Raw genomic sequence first — 18162 nt, 5'->3', positions numbered from 1 at the left:
CCCATCGAGAGCCACGTGCTGCAGGCGTTCGTCACCGAGGCCATCAAGCCGTTCATCGACGGCGTCGTGACCTTCGGTGCCGGCCACTTCTACATCAGCCAGTCCGACAAGGGCGGCCTCGTCTTCGGCGGCGACCTCGACGGCTACAACAGCTACGCCCAGCGCGGCAACCTTCCGGTGGTCGAGGACGTCGTGGAGGGCGGCATGGCCCTCATGCCGCGCATCGGACGCGTGCGCCTCCTGCGCCATTGGGGCGGCATCATGGATATGTCGATGGACGGCAGCCCGATCATCGACCGGGCGCCCGTCGAGGGGCTCTATATCAACGCCGGCTGGTGCTACGGCGGCTTCAAGGCGACACCGGCCTCCGGCTACTGCTTCGCTCACCTGATCGCGCGCGATGCGCCCCATCCGGTGGCCACCGGCTACCGGCTCGACCGCTTCGCGACCGGCCACGCCATCGACGAGAAGGGCATGGGCCCGCAACCCAATCTGCACTGACGCTCAAGAGAACAGGAAAGACCGCGCGATGCGCATCGCATGCCCCCACTGCGGCGAACGGAGCCTCGACGAGTTCCTTTACTCGGGCGACGCCACCGTCAAACGGCCGGATTTCGCGAGCCCCACCGCCATGGAAGAGTTCGTGGCCTACACCTTCGAGCGCACGAACCCGCCCGGTCTCCACCGCGAGCTCTGGTATCACTCCGCCGGCTGCCACGCCTGGCTGGTCGTGACGCGCAACGTCGCGACCCACGCGATCTCCGATGTCAAGCTGGCGCGCGACGTCGCTCTTGCCGACAAGACCTCTACGAAGGACACCGCGTGATGGCGACGCATCAGCCCAATCGCACCGCCGCAGGCGGTCTCATCGACCGCAGCTGCCTCGTGCACTTCACGTTCGACGGCAAAACCTATGCCGGCCATCCGGGCGACACGCTCGCCTCGGCGCTGCTGGCGAACGGCGTTATCCTGGCGGGTCGCTCGTTCAAGTATCACCGCCCGCGCGGCATCATCTCCGCCGGCTCCGAGGAGCCGAACGCGCTGGTCGAGCTGCGCACCGGCGCGCGCCGCGAGCCGAATACCAAGGCGACCATGGCGGAGCTCTACGACGGGCTCACAGCCACGAGCCAGAACCGCTGGCCGTCGCTCGGCTTCGACCTGATGTCGGTCAACTCGCTGCTGTCGCCGGTTTTCGTCGCCGGCTTCTACTACAAGACCTTCATGTGGCCGGCCTTCCTCTGGGAGAAGCTGTACGAGCCGATGATCCGCCGCGCCGCCGGCCTCGGTCGCGCCGCGGACGAGAGTGATCCCGACATCTATGAGAAGGCGACGGCCTTCGCCGACGTGCTGATCATCGGCGCCGGCCCCGCGGGCCTTGCGGCCGCCCAGGCGGCTGCCCGCACGAACGCCCGCGTCATCCTCGTCGAGGAGAGCGCCACGCTCGGCGGTCGCGCCGTCGACGATGCCGCGGAGATCTCCGGCACACCGGCCCGCGAATGGGTCAAGGCCGTCGAGGCCGAGCTCGCGCAAAACCCCGAGGTTCGCATCCTCCGGCGCACGACGGTCTTCGGCTGCTACGACGGCGGCACCTACGGCGCCGTGGAGCGCGTGACTGATCACCTCGCGAGCGCCGCCCCCGGCGTTCCCCGCCAGCGCCTGTGGCGTCTGATCGCGAAGCATGTCGTGCTCGCAACGGGTGGCACCGAGCGCCCCATCGTGTTCGGCGGCAACGACCGTCCCGGCGTGATGCTGGCCGGCGCCGTGCGGACCTACGTCAACCGCTTCGGCGTCCTCCCTGGCAAGCGCGTCGTCGTCTTCACCAACAACGACTACGGCGTGACGACGGCCGCCGATCTCGTGCGCGCCGGCGCCGAGACGGTCACCGTGGTCGACAGCCGCCCCACGGCCTCCGAGCACGTCTCCCGCATTGCCACCGCGAACGGCGTGCGCCTGATCACGAACGCCGTCATCACCGATGCGCACGGCAGGAAGCGCGTCACGGGCGCGCGCGTTCAGGTCAACGACGGCGAGCAGCTCGACATCTCGTGTGATCTGATCGCCGTATCCGGCGGCTGGAACCCGAACATCCAGCTCACAACCCACCTCGGCGGCAGGCCGGTCTGGAACGATCGCCTGCACTGCTTCCTCCCGGGCGCGTTGCCACCCGGTCTGTCGCCGGTGGGAATGGTCGCGGGCGACTTCTCGCTCGACAAGGCCCTGGCCGGCGGCGTCGCGGCCGGCTCCAAGGCCGCGTCCGAAAGCGGGTTCCAGGCCGTTCCCATCGCTGCGCCGCAAGCCGCCGCCGAAAGCGAGGCCATCACCCCGCTGTGGCGCATCACGTGGCCGAAGGGCAAGGCGTTCGTCGATCAGCAGAACGACGTAACCGAGAAGGACATCGCGCTCGCCGAGCGCGAGGGCTTCCGCGCCGTCGAGCATCTGAAACGCTACACGACGCTCGGCATGGCGACCGACCAGGGCCGCACCGCCAACGTCAACGCGCTCGCCATCATGGCCGACATCACGGGCCGCAGCATTCCCGAAACCGGCATCACCGTCGCGCGCCCGCCCTATACGCCCGTCACGCTCGGCGCGCTCGCCGGCCATCATCGCGGCAAGAGCTTCAAGCCGACGCGCCTCCCGCCTTCCTACAAATGGGCCAAGGAGAACGGCTGCGTCTTCGTCGAGACCGGCCTGTGGCTGCGGCCGAGCTATTTCCCGCGGCCCGGCGAGCGCGACTGGCTCGAGACCGTCACGCGCGAGGTCACGACCGTGCGCAACTCGGTCGGCATCTGCGATGTCTCGACGCTCGGCAAGGTCGACGTACAGGGTGCGGACGCCGGGGCCTTCCTCGACAAGGTCTACATGAACGGCCTCAAGACGCTTGCCGTCGGCAAGGCCCGCTACGGCGGCATGCTACGCGAGGACGGCATCCTGATGGACGACGGCACCGTCGCCCGTTTTGGGGATACGCACTACTTCATCACCACGACCACCGCCAATGCCGTCAAGGTCGTGCAGCACATGGAATACTGCGCGCAGTGGCTGTGGCCCGAGCTCGACGTGCAGATCGTCTCCGCCACCGAGCAGTGGGCGCAATACGCGGTCGCCGGACCGAAGTGTCGCGCGCTCCTCCAGAAGGTGGTCGATCCGGCGTTCGATATCTCGGACGCAGGCTTCCCCTACCTGGGCGTCGGTGAGATCACCGTCTGTGGCGGCATCAAGGCGCGCCTTTACCGCCTGTCGTTCTCCGGCGAGCGTGCCTACGAGATCGGCGTGCCGGCCCGCTACGGCGACGCGCTGATCCGCCGCCTCATGGAAGCCGGCGAGGAGTTCGGCGTCTGCGCCTACGGCACCGAGGCACTCGGCGTCATGCGCATCGAGAAGGGCCACATTTCCGGCCCCGAGCTCAACGGCACCACGACGCCCCAGGACGTCGGCCTCGGCGGCATGGTCGCCAAGAAAAAGGACTTCATCGGCAACACGCTCGGCAAGCGTCCGGGCCTCGTCGACCCCGACCGGCCGTCTCTGATCGGCTTCCGGCCGGTGGATCGGTCCGTCCGCCTGCGCTCGGGCGCACACTTCCTCGCCCGCGACGCCATGGCGAATGCGAAGAACGACGAGGGCTACATGACCTCCGTCGCCTACTCGCCGTCGAACGGACACTGGATCGGCCTCGGCTTCCTGAAGCGCGGGCCGGAGCGCATCGGAGAGATTGTCCGCGCGCATGACCCGGTGCGCGGCACCGACACGCTGGTCGAGGTCGTCTCGCCGGTATTCGTGGACCCCGAAGGAGGACGCGTTCGTGGCTGATCAGGGATTGAAACCGACCTCCGCGTTTCTCGACTGGCACCCGCTGGCGACGCCGAAGCTCACCGTCTCCCTGCGCGAGACGCTGACCATGGCAAGCTTCGCGGCGGCGCGAGGCAAGGAGGACGCGCTCCGTGACGCGATCCGCGCGGGCTACGGCGCGGACCTGCCGACCGGCACCGGCCGCGTCGAAGGCAACGACATCGCCTTCGTATGGGCAGGCCCGGGCCAGTGGCTTGCGATCGCCGAGCGCGGCGCGGGCCGCGATCTCGAGGTCGAGCTCAAGGGCAAGCTCGCAGGCATCGCCTCCGTCGTCGATCAGTCGGACGGACGCGTCGTGGTGCGCCTCTCCGGGCCCTTGGCGCGCAACGTGCTGGCGAAGGGCGTGCCGATCGATCTGCACCCGCGCGCGTTCAAGCCGGGCAGCGTCGCCATCACGCACGCGAGCCACATCGGCATCATCCTGTGGCAGCTCGACGAGACGCCGACCTACGAGGCGGCCATGTTCCGCAGCTATGCCGACAGCTTCGCGCATTGGCTGTTCGAGAGCGCCGCCGAATACGCGTCGGCTTAATAATCCGTGGACCATGTTCGCTTCGGACCCTTTCGGTCCGGAGCGTCGCGCATCGGTCTCATCAAGAGCTTCGAACAATCCCAGGAGAGCCGGAATGAGCGGACGCATTGGCATTCGCGTTGGTGAGGCGCTGGTCGCGGGCGGTCCCCCCGGCACGGCAGCCGAGCCCGAGGTCGCGATCGGCGAGATGGACGGCCCGTTCGGGACCGCCTTCGCCAATCTGCTCGGCAATCAGGTCGTCGGCCATAGCCGTGTGCTGGCGCTCCTGAACACAGACGTCATGGTCCGCCCGCCCACGTTGTGCGTGAGCAAGGTGACGGTGACCGACGAGCGCTACACGAACATCCTGATGGGCACCGTCCAGTACGCGACCGCCATGGGCGTGCTCGACGCCGTCCGCAACGGCGACATTCCGAGAGACAAGGCCGACGAGCTCGGCATCATCGTCTCCGTCTGGCTGAACCCGTCGGTCGCCACGATCGAGAAGCTCGACCACAAGATCCTGTTCGACATTCACCGTGAGGCGACCACCCGCGCCATCCACAAGGCGATGTCGAACGAGCCGTCGATCGACTGGCTGCTCGAGAACCAGGAGCGGATCATTCACAAGTACTTCGAGAAGGGTCTCAAGGGCGAGATCTGAAAAGGGGCAGCGGGCAGCGGGCAGCAGGCAGGGTCTCCGCGGACTGGCGCGGCGATCTGCCGGCCTCGGCCGCTACTGCCGCTCGCAGATGACGATCGAGAGAGACGGCGGGCAGCTCCAGGCGCTTGCCGCGCTCCCGCACCGAAGAGATCTCTTGACGGACGGCCGCACTCCGTCATCTTGATCTCATGCTGACACTCTCGCTTCTCCGCCACGCCAAGTCGAGCTGGGCCAATCCGGAGCTCGACGATCACGAGCGCCCCCTCTCCAAGCGCGGCGCCAAGGCCATCCCCGCGCTCGCGAAATTCATCCGGCAGGAAAAACTGAAACCGAGCCTGGCGCTCTGCTCGGACGCCATGCGCACGCGCGCCACGCTGGCGCTGCTCCTTGCCGAGCTGGGCCCGCCGCCGCTGCGCATCGTCTATGACGAAGCCCTCTACCTGGCTTCACCCGACGCCATAAGAACCGAGCTCGGGCGCATCGACGACAGCGACGCCCACGTCCTCGTCGTCGGCCACAATCCCGGCCTCCACGCATTGGCCTTGGAACTGGTCGGCGGAGGCGATCGCAAGGCGCTGGCCATGCTCGCCCGCGAGTTTCCGACCGGCGCGCTCGCCGTCCTGTCGTTCGATGTCGCGAGCTGGAAGGATCTCAAGAACGCGAGCGGCCACCTCGACCATTTCACGACGCCGCGCCGGCTCGCCACGTGACGGACGGGCTCAGCCCGCGACGATCACGTCCTCGGAGAGCCGCATCCGGCAGCGGAGCCCGTCCGCATCGAACGTGACATTCGGCGCCAGACCGGAGCCGCCTGCGAACGACGCCACGAGAGTCAATCCGAAACCGTAGCGAGGCGGGGCTTCCGGCGCTGCAATGCCGCGCTCGGTCCAGGCCACCTCCAGATACCGGTCGGCGCCGCATTCGAAGAATGTCCAGCCCACCGCGACGGAGCCCTCGGCATCCGGGCCAAGGGCCCCGTGCTTCTGGGCGTTGACGGCAAGCTCGTGAATGGCGAGCGCGAATGTCTGCACGACGGAGGCGGAAAGCCGTACCTTGGGCCCGCTCGTCGCCACCCGGTGGTGCACATCGGCAAGCTCCGCCTCCACGACGTCGGCGAGCGCGATCCCCTTGCCTCCGGCCTCGCTCACCAGGTGATGGGCGCGCCCCAGCGTCCTCAACCGCCCCAACAGCACATCGCGCGCCTCCGAGATCTCGCGCCCCTCGCTCATCGTGCGCTGCGCGATCGATTGCATGATCGCGAGCAGGTTCTTGCTGCGGTGGATCTGCTCGCTGAGGCGCTCGCGCAGCGTCTCCGACGTACGTCGCTCCTCGGCCGCGGCAGCGGTCGCGCGCTCCACCTTCTCCACGAGATCGGAGACCAGCACATCGCGGCGCGCGAGTTCGCTCTTGAGCCGTCCGCGCGCCACGAGACAGGAGATCCGGTTTGCGAGGAGCTCGGAAACGAACGGCGCCGGCAGATACTCGAGGGGTGTCGAGGGAGCGCCGACGGGGATCTCGTCCGCGATGACGATGACGGGCGGCCCGAACGCGGCGTCGCACAACGCGAGCATCGCTGCAAGATCGGCACGCGCTCCGCCCGGTGCGCCGTCGAGGCGGACGAGCGCAGCCGCGAACCCGCCGTCGCGATAGAGCTGGCGCGCATCCGCACCCGGCGCCCGAGCGACCACGCGCCGCGCCGTTCCCGCGAGCATGTCCCGGTACGAGGCGTGCCGCTCTCCAACCGCATCGACGATAAGAATATCAATCGGATCTTCCAGGACCGACATGAAAGAACCTTGCGCGTCCGTTCGGACGACCGCGCCCCGACCTGTGCGAGGGCGGCGCACGTGCGTCCAATCTCGAAAGCCGGGGAGCGGCCTATCCGTTCCGCCTTCGCGGGCGACAGGTCAGGGATGCGCTCCCGGCGCAACCAGTTCATCGATGAGCCGCCGCACGACCTCGAAGTCGAAGGGCTTCGAAAGCGTCACGCGCTCGCGAAAGGCATCCGGCATCGACTGCGCGCCGTGCCCCGTCGCAAATGCAAACGGAATACCGCGCCGTCCCAGGGCCTCCGCCACCGCGAAGCAGTCGTGGTCGCCGAGCGTCACATCCAGAATGGCCGCATCAATGGATGTCGAGGCCACGAGCTCGAGCGCCTGCTCCTCGGTGTGCGCGGGGCCCACCGTCTCGTGGCCGTATTCGACCAGGAGATCGCTCAACATCATGGCGATCAAGGCCTCGTCATCGACAACAAGCACACGTGCCATACAAAAAACCTTGAGGTCAGGGCGTTTGCCGGTCAAAGACCCCCAACGTCCCGCCGCATGGCGGCTGGACCCATGTCGAACGTGGATCACGAAGAGCCGCAGTTCAATACAAAACGATCGCGCGGCGTCTGCGCGGCGGGGCACGGGCCCCGCGCGCGTTGCCGGCGTCGCCTACGGCCGTGCCGACGACGTGGCCAGCCTCGGCCCGCTCGGCGTTCCGGCCGCCACCGTCACATCCGGCACGCGGGCGGTTGTGCCGAAGAACAGGGCCTGGCTGACGAGCGCCCGCACCGTATTCGGCTCGAACGGCTTGGTGATCAGAAAGGTCGGCTCGGGCCGCTCGCCGGTCAGCAATCGTTCCGGGAATGCGGTGATGAAGATCACGGGCAGATTGATGCCGAGCAGGATCTCGTTTACGGCGTCGAGGCCAGAGCTTCCGTCCGCCAGATGAATATCCGCAAGCACGAGCCCGGGCTGCTTCTTCTTCACTTCCGCAATGGCCTCGCGGTGCGTCCGGGCGATCCCCGACACGCGATGGCCGAGGCCCTTGACCAGCGCCTCGAGGTCCATGGAGATCAGCGGCTCGTCCTCGATGATCAGCACATCGGTCGCCGTTTGCTCGGCGATCTGCTCGCCGGCTTCCTCGATGAGCCGGCCGACCTCCTCGCGCGAGCATGCGAGGATCTCGGCGATCTGCTCCGTCGTGAACCCTTCGACGGAGGCGAGCAGGAACGCCTGCCGCGGACGCGGCGTGATGGCTTCGAGGCTGCGGTCGGCCTGGGTCTTCGGCGCCACGGCGTCCCTGTTGAGGCTGATGGAGTTCCAGACCTTCAAAAAGCATTTGTAGAGCCCGACCCGCTTCATCTGGCTCTCCGGAAAGCCCTGCGGATCCGCAATCAGGGTCTCGAGCACGGCCACCACATAGGCGTCACCGCTCTCCTGGCTGCCCGTGAGCGCTCGCGCAAAGCGCCTCAGGTAAGGAAGTTGAGGTGCGATCGTTTCGGCAAGCGACATGGTTTTCTCCCTACTCAGCAGACCGACGGCAGACGCTCTGTTGGCTGCGACCCTCAGTCTAAATGCTCCATCTCGGCAGATGGTTCCAAGAGCGGACATTCATAAGAATATCAATTCGGTAACGTAGAACCATCCGGTCTCATCCGCGTGCCTTGAGCAACTGGCCGCCCCGAACCGCCGGGCTCGCATGGGCTCCGGGCTTGAGCTCGGGATCGCCGAGCACCTCGACCAGCCTGGTGCGGGCGCGATTGACGCGGCTCTTGATGGTGCCGACCGCACAGCCGCAGATCTCCGCGGCCTCCTCGTAGGAGAACCCTTCCGCCCCGACCAGCACCAGCGCCTCCCGCTGGTCCGGAGGCAGCCGGGCGAGCGCGGTACGAAAGTCGGCGAGATCGAGATAGCCGTACTGCTCGGGCGGAACGGCGAGCGAGTTCTGGTACTGCTCGTCCGGATCGTCCACCTCGCGCCTGAGCTTGCGATGCTGCGAGAAATAGACGTTGCGCAGGATCGTGAAGAGCCAGGCTCGGAAATTGGTGCCGGGAGTGAAGGACTCGCGGCTGTTCCACGCCTTGACGAGCGTCTCCTGCACGAGGTCGTCGGCGCGCGCGGGATCGTTTGCAAACGATCGGGCAAAGGCGCGCAGATGCGGGATCGCCCCCACGAGGGATTGCTCGAAGTCCGGCGCTACCATCTCAGTTTTCACGCCCCCCATTCTCTTGATCCGGGCCTTCGGATCTCTTCAACTGGTCGAGAAGATCTCGAAACTTGTCGGGCACCTTCTCGTTGACGACCTCTTGCCAGCTTTCGCGCAGCTTGCGTCCGATAGCGGACTGGATTGCCTCGTCGAGGCTTGCAGGCGGATCCATGCTCAAGGCTTCCCCGGAGTCTACGGTCTGAGCCGGCTGAACGGATTTCGGTGTGCTCATATCATGCGGTCCCTCGGAACCTCTCCTCCCAACGCCACCGGTCGCCACACGCTTTGACCGGCCCATATCTTGAAATGACCACTTTTTCGGACGCCCAGACAGACCCGAGATCGACGAACGTTTACGCCGGCCAAGCTTGAGCCCGCATCCTGCCTACGCCGCACAGCGCAGGATTAACCAAAATTACCGAAGAATTTTCAGCAACATACCCCCGTAAGCGACGCACGCACGTTGAGCAGGGCAACGTGCCATCCGCGCATTTGGTTCCACAAAAATTTCGGGGATCGTGCATGGAGGAGCACATGTGTCGCAGGCGGACGGGCAGGAACCCCCGCCCGAGACACGCGTTACAGGGCGACCAGCGAGCCTCAAAGACGAGTTCGCATAGCTGGCGCCGCTCGCACCCCCTCCCCGACCCTAGAGCACGGGTGGCGTCATGCTCGTGGTGCCGGCAGGCAAATCCCTCCCGATCGTTGCCGCCGGCACCACACCCACCCCACCACTCCGTCCTTGCCCTTAAGCGAGCAGTATCGAGGATGGCGCCGAGGGGGCGCCGCGCGCTTGCGCGCGCTTGACAGAGCGCCGGTGTCCGTAGATCGCTATATTCTCAAAAATACAGCTCCACGCAGGATCTCTTCCATGATCAGATTGGCTCGACTGCTGGCATGCACGCTGGCGCTGGCGTTCGTCGGATATCCTCTCGCCCACGCGCAGGACACGCAGCGGTCGGGACAGACCGACGCCGCAACCAGGCCCGTCGTCGTCTTCGCTGCCGCGAGCCTCAAGAACGCGCTCGATCGCATCGCGAATGATTGGGAGCAGAGCAGCGGCCGGAAAGCGACGTTGTCGTTCGCTGCATCCTCCGCACTCGCCAAGCAGATCGAATCCGGTGCGCCCGCCGACCTCTTCCTCTCCGCCGACCTCAAATGGATGGACTGGCTCGCCGAGCGCAAGCTGATCGACACAAGCTCACGCAAGAGGCTGCTCGGCAACACCCTCGTTCTGATCGCTCCGAAGGACAGCACGACCGACCTCAGGATCGAGAAGGGGCTCAAGCTCGCGGACGCGCTCGGCGGCGAGCGCATCGCCATGGGCGAGCCGAGCTCCGTGCCGGCCGGCGTCTACGGCAAGGCGGCGCTCACCAGCCTCGGCGTCTGGGATCAGGTCTCCGGCAAGGTCGCCGGCGCCGAGAACGTGCGCGTCGCCCTCGCCTATGTCGCGCGCGGCGAGACGCCCTTCGGCATCGTCTACGAGACCGACGCCAGGAGCGAGCCCAACGTGCGGGTGGTCGACACGTTTCCGGCCGACAGCCATCCGCCCATCGTCTACCCGGTTGCGCTGACGGCCTCCTCCGCCAATCCGGACGCCAAGGCGTTCCTCGCGGTCTTGTCGTCTCCTGCCGCCACTAGGGTATTCGAGGCCGAGGGCTTCACGGTCCTGAAGGAGTAGGCCAGCCGCTCCCGACGGCCGGCTTTCATGCGTCAGACGTCGGCAAGATCCGATTCGAACGCGATCAGCTCGGCCCGCGATGCCTCCGCGGCCCGATCCTCGATGCGCCGATAGGCCGTGACGAGCGCGCGGCCGAAATCGGTGAGCTCGGCCCCGCCGCCGCGCACCCCGCCCGCGGCCGTCGTCACGATCGGCCGCTTGAAGAGCTTGCCGGTCTCGTCGACCAGGAGCCACGCGCGTCGGTAGGACATGCCGAGCTCCCGCGCCGCCGACGAGATCGATCCGGTCCGCCCGATGGCCTCCAGAAGATCAGCCTTGCCGGGGCCGATTTGCCGGTCGCCGGGAAAAATGATCCGAAGCCGCAACGCCGCACGCGACAGCGGCCCCTCGTCCGCCAGCATCTTTCGCCGGCCGGGCTTCACCGCCTCTTTCTGTTTGCCTTTCATCGCACCGCCGCCATGGTGACGGAAGGCCCTCTGCCTTCGACCCTCCCGGGTTCTAGTGTGATGATCGAGAAATTCGCCATATCAAGCAGCCTGCTCCCGAGCGAATTTCTCGATCTGAATCACACTAGCAAGTCCATATTTCTAGTGTCCCTCATGATTCCGAAGTTCGCCATGGGACCTAGCCGCAAACTCAAGCGAACTTCGGAATCGGGACACTAGCGTGCCTCGGAGGCGGAAGCGAGAGCCCGCAACACGCGCCCCGGGGCTCGAGGACCGCGGGGAGCAACGGATTGACCGGGCGCAACGGGCCCGTTACGTCGTCCGGATCCCCGCCATCGGCCGAGAACGACAAGATGACGAGCGAACGCCGCCCCTCCGATCTCTCAGCTGAGGACCGCGACGCGCACGAGCTGATCGCCTTCCTCACGAGCCCGGCGTCCTACGACGAGCCCGTGGGCCGTATCGAGACCATCGAAACGCACGCCGCGTGCATCGTGCTCGCGGGATGCACGGCTCTCAAGATCAAGAAGCGGGTCAAGCTTCCGTTCCTCGACTTCACGACGCTGGCCCGGCGGCGCGCCGCCCTCGAACGCGAGCTCGAGCTCAACCGCGCGCACGCGCCGCAAATCTACCGGCGCCTCGTCGCGATCGGCCGCAGACCCGATGGGACGCTGGCCTTCGACGAGGGCGACCCCCTCGACGTCGCGCTTCTGATGACGCGCTTCGACCAGGACCAGCTTCTCGCGCGCATCGCCGGCAAGGGACCGCTGGCCTTGGACACGGCAAGGGAGCTCGCGGACATGGCCGTGCGTTACCATCGCGCGCTGCCGCCCGTGGCGGGCCTCTCCGGCTCGGCCATCATGCGCGACACGGTCGCCGCGCTCGCGGCAAACCTGGTGGCCGACGCCCCCGCGTCCGTGAGACCGCTCGCCGAGGAGTTCGCCCGCCGCAGCGCCGGCGAGGTGAAGCGCTGCAGCCCGCTTCTCGAAGCGCGCGGCCGCGCCGGCTGCGTGCGCCGCTGCCACGGCGATCTCCACCTCGGAAACATCGTCATGCAGGACGGACGCGCCGTCCCCTTCGATGCGCTCGAATTCGACGAAAGCCTCGCCACCATCGACGTGTTGTACGATCTCGCATTCCTCCTGATGGATCTCGACGTGCGGGGCGACCGCAAGGCCGCCAACGCCGTGCTCAACGCCTACGTCGGCGCCGAGCCCGCCAGCGGCGAGATCGAAGGTCTGGCGAGTCTGCCGCTGTTCCTGGCGACGCGCGCCGCCGTGCGTGCGCTCGTCGCCTGCGAGAGCGCGCTTCAGAGAGGGGCGGAAGAGGAGAGCACGGACACCCTCCGCGCTGTCTCCTACCTGAAGGCCGCGAACGGCTACCTGACGGCCGCAAAGCCGGTCCTGGTCGCCGTCGCCGGCCTCTCCGGCACCGGAAAATCGACACTGGCCGCGGGTCTCGCTCCCTTGGTCGGCCCCGCCCCCGGCGCGCTGATCCTGCGCACAGACGTCGAGCGCAAGCGCATGTTCGCCGTCGCTGAAACCGAACGCCTCTCGCCGGAGCACTATACCGAGCACGTCTCCGATCAGGTCTACGCCGTGCTTTACGAGAAGGCCGAGCGGGCCCTCGCCGCCGGGCATGGCGTGATTTTCGACGGCGTATCGGCGAAGCCCGCGGAGCGCGAGCGGATCGCCGCCATCGCGCAAAACAACGGCGCGCTTTTCTGCGGCCTGTGGCTCGAAGCATCGCTTGAAACGCAGATCGCGCGCGTCGAAGCCCGCCGCGGCGACGCGTCGGATTCAGATGCCGCCGTCGTCCGCTGCCAAGCGGAGCGCGACCTCGGCCCCCTGACCTGGCCCACCATCGACGCCGGGCGCACGCGCGAGTACACGCTCGAGACGGCAGTGACCATCCTTCGGCGCGAGATCGGAGAAAGCCTGACGGCTGACCCCTCCTGGCCCGCGTGAGGGAGGCGTGACGCTTCGGGCGGATCGGGTCCGAGGCGATCGTGATCCGGCCTAGGTCATGACCTAAGCCGCCTTGCTCGACACGCCTTCCGCCGTCTTTCTCAGCTCCTCGGCCTGCATTCCGAGCTTCTTGGCGGCTGCCAGCATCTGGGCCGCAGCGCTCCCCGTCGAGACCGCCGAATTGGAAAGCCCCACGGCATTGGAAGCCACGTCCGCGGTCCCCCGCGCGGCTTCCTGCACGTTCCGCGCGATCTCCATCGTGGCCGCACCCTGCTCCTCGACCGCCGCCGCGATGGTGGTGGCGATCTGATCGATGGATTTGATGATGTCGCCGATGCATCCGATCGAGCCCACCGCATCCGCCGTGGAGCCCTGGATCGCGGTGATCTGCGCCCCGATCTCGGCGGTCGCCTTGGCCGTCTGGTTGGCGAGCGACTTCACCTCCTGCGCGACCACCGCAAACCCCTTGCCCGCCTCGCCCGCGCGCGCCGCCTCGATCGTTGCGTTGAGCGCGAGCAGGTTCGTCTGCCGCGCGATGTTGCTGATCAGCTCGACGACGTCGCCGATCTTCTGCGAGGCTTGCGAGAGGTTGCGCACCTTGCCGGAGGCCTCGTCGGCCGTGGTGACGGCCCGTCCGGCAATCTCCGTCGAGCCGGCGACCTGACGTGAGATCTCCCTGACGGAGGCCGACAACTGGTCGGCGGCGGACGCGACCGTCCGCACGTTGGCCGACGCCTCTTCGGCAGCCGCTGCGACGGCCGCCGTCTGGTCCGTCGCGGAGCGCGCGGATCCGGCGACGGATTCCGCCGCGCTTTCGAGCTCGACGGCCGTATGGGCCACTGCGCCGGCCATCGAGACGACGAGACCGGCGAGCTTGTCGAGATCGCGGCGCCCGGCGTCGAGATAGACGGAGATCGCCAGGTCCATGTCGAGCAAAGCAACCTTGACCACGGCGCATTGCAGCGCCGCCTTGCGGTCGAGGACAATGCCTTTCCCGAACGCCGACGACGCCGCGGGACGCGACGGCAGTCTGAGCGCGATGGCCTGGATGATCCCGGCAAGCATCGTGTTGTATCCCCCGATGTGCCACCTGGGATCGAGGCCGATACGATGGTGCGTTTCGCCGATGCGCTTGATCGAGGCTTCGTAGGGGCCGTCGAAAGTCGCGTCCAGCATGGTCAGCCAGTGCCGGAGTTGCGCGTTCCTGGCACCCATCATCACATCGCGGGATTTGAAGAAAGCCGCCGTCTCCGGATACCGCATGATGTGATCGTAGAACGCATCGAGGATCCCCGGAAGCTCGCCGGCAATGAAATCCTTGTTCTCCCGGAGCAGCCTCCGCGTTTCCTCGTCGATCTGATTGAATGACAGGCGTGCGGAAATGGATGCGTTATGGGTCATCGCGAATCTCTGGTCCACAAAAATGGATTTATCGGTTTTAGGGAAAACATCCGGCGCACAACAACCGTCGAAGATTATAAGATGGATAACAACCTATGAATGTTCGAAGCGATTGTTTTCGCATATGAAAAAGGAAGACGTGAGTCGCCTTGAAACACAAGAACCGGCACCTGGATTTGAAAGACGGCAAAGAATGGATTGAAAGTAGAAAGCCGCCAGTGTGGGGCGGAATTTCAATTACAAAAACATCAGCCGGCACCACGGATTAAGCTGGACGTTTGAGCGCACATCGCAAACATGAGGAATGAAAGCGCGGGGTCCAGAGACACGCCGCGCTGGTATGGAAAGCCGTCGCTTCGGTGCATTTTTGCACCGTGCTTCCTGGCCCGCACGCCAGCGTGGCGCAGGAGAGCGAGGCTCACTCGGCCGGAGCCGACGCTTCGTCTTGCGGTGCGGGCCGCCGCCGTGTGAAGAGCCCGCCGAGCCAGCGGCAGACCACGTAGAACACCGGCGTGAAGATGAGCCCGAAGAGGGTCACGCCGATCATGCCGGCGAACACCGCCGTGCCGAGGGCCTGGCGAAGCTCGGCGCCGGCCCCGACCGCCCACACCAGCGGCACGACGCCGAGGATGAACGCCAGCGACGTCATGAGAATGGGCCGCATCCTGAGGCGCGCGGCTTCCTTGGCCGCCTCGAACCTGCTCTTGCCCTGCTGCTCGACCTGCGCCGCGAACTCGACGATCAGAATGGCGTTCTTGGCCGCAAGGCCGATCAGCACAATGAAGCCGACCTGCGTCAGGATGTTGTTGTCCATGCCGCGCAGGATGACGCCCGTAATCGACGCGATGAGGCTCATCGGCACGATCAGGATCACCGCGAGCGGCAGCGTCAGGCTTTCGAATTGCGCGGCGAGCACGAGGAACACGAACACGACGCCGAGCGCGAATGCGAACGCCGCCGTATTTCCGGCGCGGATCTGCTGGAAGGCGAGATCCGTCCATTCGTAGCTGAACCCCTGCGGCAGCGTCTCCGCCGCAATCTTCTGCATCAGGTCGATCGCCTGGCCCTGCGAGTAGCCGGGCGCGGCCGAGCCGTCGAGCTCCGCTGCAGGATAGAGGTTGTAGCGCGGCACGCGCGCCGGAGCCGACACGTCGCGCACGGTCGTGAACGTGCCGAGCGGCACCGCATCGCCCCCCGCGTTGCGGACGCGGAGTTGCAGCACATCCTTGGCATTGCTGCGGAAGTCGCTGTCCGCCTGGGCCGTGACCCGGAACGTGCGCCCGAGCAGGTTGAAGTCGTTGACGTAGGACGAGCCGAGATAGGTCTGCAACGCCGCGAACACGTCGGCCACGTTGATGCCGAGCATCTGCGCCTTGACCCGGTCGATGTCGAGAAAAAGCTGCGGCGTCGCGTTCTCGAACAGCGAGAACACCTGCATCAGGCCGGGCGTCTGGTTGGCCTTCGCCATCATCGCCATCACGGCCTGCTGCAACGCGCCGGAGCCCGCGCCGCCGCGGTCCTGGACCATCATGCGAAAACCGCCGGCGCTGCCGATGCCACGCACGGGCGGCGGCGAGACCACGAGCACCATCGCGTCCTGGATCGTCGAGAACTTCTCGAGCAGCGCCTTCTGGATCGCCAGCGCCGACTGGTTGGGATCGCGCGCCCGCTCCTCGAACGGCTTCAGCACGACGAAAATCGCACCCGCATTCGGCGCGTTCGTTCGCGTCGCACCCGAGAAGCCGACGATGTTGACCGCATGCGCCACGCCCGGCGTCTCCAGCGCCATCTCCACGGCGCGCCTGTTGACCGCATCCGTACGCGCGAGCGAGGCGGCAGGCGGCAACTGCGTAACCGTGATCAGATAGCCGCCGTCGACCGCGGGAATGAACCCCACCGGCGTCTTGCGGAACTCGTTCATGCCAAACGCGATGATGCCGACGTAAACGACGAGCATGACGACGGCGAGCCGGACGGTTTTGCCGACGAACCAGGCATAGCCCACGCTCAACTTGTCGAAGCTCCAGTTGAACAGCCGGAAGAAAGCACGCACGGGCGCCATCAGGATGTTCCCGCGCTGAGGGGCCCCGTGCTCGTGCGGCTTGAGCAGGAGCGCGCAGAGCGCCGGCGAGAGCGTCAGCGACACGATGAGCGAGATGCCCGTCGCGCCCGCGATCGTGAGCGCGAACTGCCGGTAGAACTGGCCGGAGATGCCGGTGATGAAGGCCGACGGCACGAACACCGCCGAGAGCACGAGCGCGATCGCGATCAGCGCCGCGCCCACCTCCTCCATCGTGCGGTACGACGCCTCGCGCGGGTTCATGCCGAGCGCCATGTTGCGCTCCACGTTCTCGACCACGACGATGGCGTCGTCGACCACGATGCCGATGGCGAGCACGAGCCCGAACAGCGACAGGTTGTTGAGCGAGAATCCGAATGCCGCGAGCAGGAAGAAGGTGCCAATCAGCGACACAGGAATGGCGACGATCGGAATGATGGCCGCGCGCCAGGTCTGCAGGAACAGGATGACGACCAGCACGACGAGCACGACGGCTTCCAGGATGGTACTGATCACCGCATCGACGGACTGCTGGATGAAATCCGTCGGGTTGTAGATGATGTCGTACTTCAAGCCCGCCGGAAAGCTCTTCGAGAGCTCCTCCATCGTCGTCTTGATCTTGGTGGCCGTGGCGATGGCGTTCGATCCCGGAAGCTGGAAGACGCCGAGACCGATCGCCGGGTTCTTGTCGAGGTAGGAGTTGACGCCGTAGTCGAGCGCCGCGAGCTCAACCCGCGCCACGTCCTTGAGCCGCACCACCGCGTCGCCGCTTTGCTTGACGACGATCTCCCCGAACTCGTCCGCATTGGCGAGCCGGCCCTGCGTCTGCACCGAAATCTGGAACGCTCCCGGCTGTGCCACCGGAGGCTGGTTGAGAATGCCCGCCGCCACCTGCACGTTCTGGCGCTGGAGCGCCGTCACGACATCGTTGGCGGTGAGCGACAGCGACTGCAGCCGGTCGGGATCGAGCCACACGCGCATCGAGTAGTCGCGGCTGCCGAACACCGTGATCGACCCGATGCCCTCGATGCGGCTCAGGACGTCGACGACATTGACGCTGGCGTAGTTCGAGATGAACAGCGTGTCGCGGGATTGATCGGGAGAGAGCAGATGCACGACCATCATCAGGTCGGGCGAGGCTTTCGCCACCGTGACGCCGATGTTGCGCACATCCGCCGGCAGCCTCGGCAGCGCGACCGACACGCGGTTCTGCACCTGCACCTGCGCCGTGTCGAGATCGGTGCCGAGATCGAACGTCACCGAGATCGAGAAGCGCCCGTCTCCCGTCGAGTTCGAGGAGATGAACAGCATGCGCTCGACGCCGTTGATCTGCTGCTCGAGCGGCGCCACAACGGTCGAGGCGACCACCTCTGCGCTGGCGCCGGGGTATTGGCCCGTCACGTTGACGACCGGCGGCGCGATATCGGGATACTGGGCGATCGGCAGGCGGCCGAGCGCCACGCCGCCCACGATCACGAAGACGATCGAGATGACGGCGGCGAAGATCGGCCGATCGATGAAGAAGTGCGAGATGCGCATGGATCCGCCTGTCGTCTTAGGTCATGACCTGGACCGTGAGCGCTTCGGACCCTGTCGTCCGAAGCGTCCC

At 66.5% G+C, this 18162-nt stretch carries 16 protein-coding genes; 8 read left to right on the top strand and 8 right to left on the bottom strand.

Annotated elements, in window-relative coordinates:
- The 6 genes from V7082_RS07825 to V7082_RS07800 form a co-directional block, all read left to right on the top strand.
- Nucleotides 1-501 (top strand): FAD-dependent oxidoreductase (locus V7082_RS07825; protein WP_334147395.1); only part of this gene is annotated, 501 nt, incomplete at its 5' end.
- Between the two features lie 28 nt (nt 502-529).
- A complete protein-coding gene (locus V7082_RS07820; protein ID WP_334147393.1) occupies nt 530-826 on the top strand; it encodes a sarcosine oxidase subunit delta in 297 nt (98 codons plus the stop codon).
- Nucleotides 826-3810 (top strand): sarcosine oxidase subunit alpha family protein, encoded by a 2985-nt coding sequence (locus V7082_RS07815; RefSeq protein ID WP_334147391.1) that lies wholly within the window; start codon nt 826-828, stop codon nt 3808-3810. Before V7082_RS07820 ends, V7082_RS07815 begins: the two co-directional genes overlap by 1 nt.
- Nucleotides 3803-4381, top strand: coding sequence for a sarcosine oxidase subunit gamma (locus tag V7082_RS07810; protein ID WP_334147389.1), 579 nt, complete (start codon nt 3803-3805; stop codon nt 4379-4381). Before V7082_RS07815 ends, V7082_RS07810 begins: the two co-directional genes overlap by 8 nt.
- Nucleotides 4382-4475: 94 nt before the next feature.
- On the top strand, nt 4476-5024 hold the full coding sequence (gene fae / locus V7082_RS07805) for a formaldehyde-activating enzyme (RefSeq protein WP_334147387.1): 549 nt from the start codon (nt 4476-4478) through the stop codon (nt 5022-5024).
- A 188-nt stretch (nt 5025-5212) separates the two neighbouring features.
- On the top strand, nt 5213-5734 hold the full coding sequence (locus V7082_RS07800; RefSeq protein WP_334147385.1) for a SixA phosphatase family protein: 522 nt from the start codon (nt 5213-5215) through the stop codon (nt 5732-5734).
- A gap of 9 nt (nt 5735-5743) precedes the next feature.
- On the opposite strand, the gene V7082_RS07795 is transcribed toward V7082_RS07800, so the two are convergent.
- The 5 genes from V7082_RS07795 to V7082_RS07775 all read right to left on the bottom strand — a co-directional run bounded on the left by V7082_RS07795 (nt 5744) and on the right by V7082_RS07775 (nt 9171).
- Nucleotides 5744-6811 carry a sensor histidine kinase gene (locus V7082_RS07795; protein WP_334147383.1) on the bottom strand — a complete coding sequence of 356 codons (1068 nt, stop codon included), beginning with the start codon at nt 6809-6811 and terminating at the stop codon, nt 5744-5746.
- Between the two features lie 120 nt (nt 6812-6931).
- Nucleotides 6932-7291, bottom strand: coding sequence for a response regulator (locus tag V7082_RS07790; protein ID WP_334147382.1), 360 nt, complete (start codon nt 7289-7291; stop codon nt 6932-6934).
- A 171-nt stretch (nt 7292-7462) separates the two neighbouring features.
- Nucleotides 7463-8305 carry a response regulator gene (locus tag V7082_RS07785; protein ID WP_334147381.1) on the bottom strand — a complete coding sequence of 281 codons (843 nt, stop codon included), beginning with the start codon at nt 8303-8305 and terminating at the stop codon, nt 7463-7465.
- Between the two features lie 139 nt (nt 8306-8444).
- Nucleotides 8445-8996, bottom strand: a complete 552-nt coding sequence (locus V7082_RS07780) for a sigma-70 family RNA polymerase sigma factor (protein ID WP_334147401.1) — start codon at nt 8994-8996, stop codon at nt 8445-8447.
- A gap of 1 nt (nt 8997) precedes the next feature.
- Complete coding sequence (locus V7082_RS07775; RefSeq protein ID WP_334147380.1) at nt 8998-9171, bottom strand: NepR family anti-sigma factor; 174 nt, start codon at nt 9169-9171, stop codon at nt 8998-9000.
- 699 nt (nt 9172-9870) lie between these two features.
- On the opposite strand from V7082_RS07775, the gene modA reads away from it, so the two are divergent.
- Entirely contained in the window at nt 9871-10680 is an 810-nt protein-coding gene (gene modA, locus V7082_RS07770) for a molybdate ABC transporter substrate-binding protein (RefSeq protein WP_334147378.1), read from the top strand.
- A 32-nt stretch (nt 10681-10712) separates the two neighbouring features.
- On the opposite strand, the gene V7082_RS07765 is transcribed toward modA, so the two are convergent.
- A complete protein-coding gene (locus tag V7082_RS07765; protein ID WP_334147377.1) occupies nt 10713-11126 on the bottom strand; it encodes a winged helix-turn-helix domain-containing protein in 414 nt (137 codons plus the stop codon).
- 353 nt (nt 11127-11479) lie between these two features.
- On the opposite strand from V7082_RS07765, the gene V7082_RS07760 reads away from it, so the two are divergent.
- Nucleotides 11480-13093 (top strand): bifunctional aminoglycoside phosphotransferase/ATP-binding protein, encoded by a 1614-nt coding sequence (locus tag V7082_RS07760; RefSeq protein WP_334147375.1) that lies wholly within the window; start codon nt 11480-11482, stop codon nt 13091-13093.
- Nucleotides 13094-13156: 63 nt separating this feature from the next.
- On the opposite strand, the gene V7082_RS07755 is transcribed toward V7082_RS07760, so the two are convergent.
- A complete protein-coding gene (locus V7082_RS07755) occupies nt 13157-14494 on the bottom strand; it encodes a globin-coupled sensor protein (protein ID WP_334147373.1) in 1338 nt (445 codons plus the stop codon).
- Between the two features lie 418 nt (nt 14495-14912).
- Nucleotides 14913-18092, bottom strand: a complete 3180-nt coding sequence (locus V7082_RS07750; protein ID WP_334147370.1) for an efflux RND transporter permease subunit — start codon at nt 18090-18092, stop codon at nt 14913-14915.
- Nucleotides 18093-18162 lie beyond the last annotated feature (70 nt).

This window comes from Hyphomicrobium sp. (assembly GCF_036833075.1).
Classification (GTDB): Bacteria; Pseudomonadota; Alphaproteobacteria; order Rhizobiales; family Hyphomicrobiaceae; genus Hyphomicrobium_C.
This window is presented reverse-complemented; position numbering and strand designations above follow the sequence as displayed.

Bases quoted from the DNA above. Each gene is read 5' to 3' on its own strand.
- V7082_RS07815 (WP_334147391.1), top strand. From the start codon at position 826: ATGGCGACGCATCAGCCCAATCGCACCGCCGCAGGCGGTCTCATCGAC.
- V7082_RS07750 (WP_334147370.1), bottom strand. From the start codon at position 18,092: ATGCGCATCTCGCACTTCTTCATCGATCGGCCGATCTTCGCCGCCGTC.
- V7082_RS07760 (WP_334147375.1), top strand. From the start codon at position 11,480: ATGACGAGCGAACGCCGCCCCTCCGATCTCTCAGCTGAGGACCGCGAC.
- V7082_RS07755 (WP_334147373.1), bottom strand. From the start codon at position 14,494: ATGACCCATAACGCATCCATTTCCGCACGCCTGTCATTCAATCAGATC.
- V7082_RS07775 (WP_334147380.1), bottom strand. From the start codon at position 9,171: ATGGATCCGCCTGCAAGCCTCGACGAGGCAATCCAGTCCGCTATCGGA.
- modA (WP_334147378.1), top strand. From the start codon at position 9,871: ATGATCAGATTGGCTCGACTGCTGGCATGCACGCTGGCGCTGGCGTTC.
- V7082_RS07790 (WP_334147382.1), bottom strand. From the start codon at position 7,291: ATGGCACGTGTGCTTGTTGTCGATGACGAGGCCTTGATCGCCATGATG.
- V7082_RS07780 (WP_334147401.1), bottom strand. From the start codon at position 8,996: ATGGTAGCGCCGGACTTCGAGCAATCCCTCGTGGGGGCGATCCCGCAT.
- V7082_RS07765 (WP_334147377.1), bottom strand. From the start codon at position 11,126: ATGAAAGGCAAACAGAAAGAGGCGGTGAAGCCCGGCCGGCGAAAGATG.
- V7082_RS07795 (WP_334147383.1), bottom strand. From the start codon at position 6,811: ATGTCGGTCCTGGAAGATCCGATTGATATTCTTATCGTCGATGCGGTT.
- V7082_RS07820 (WP_334147393.1), top strand. From the start codon at position 530: ATGCGCATCGCATGCCCCCACTGCGGCGAACGGAGCCTCGACGAGTTC.
- V7082_RS07800 (WP_334147385.1), top strand. From the start codon at position 5,213: ATGCTGACACTCTCGCTTCTCCGCCACGCCAAGTCGAGCTGGGCCAAT.
- fae (WP_334147387.1), top strand. From the start codon at position 4,476: ATGAGCGGACGCATTGGCATTCGCGTTGGTGAGGCGCTGGTCGCGGGC.
- V7082_RS07785 (WP_334147381.1), bottom strand. From the start codon at position 8,305: ATGTCGCTTGCCGAAACGATCGCACCTCAACTTCCTTACCTGAGGCGC.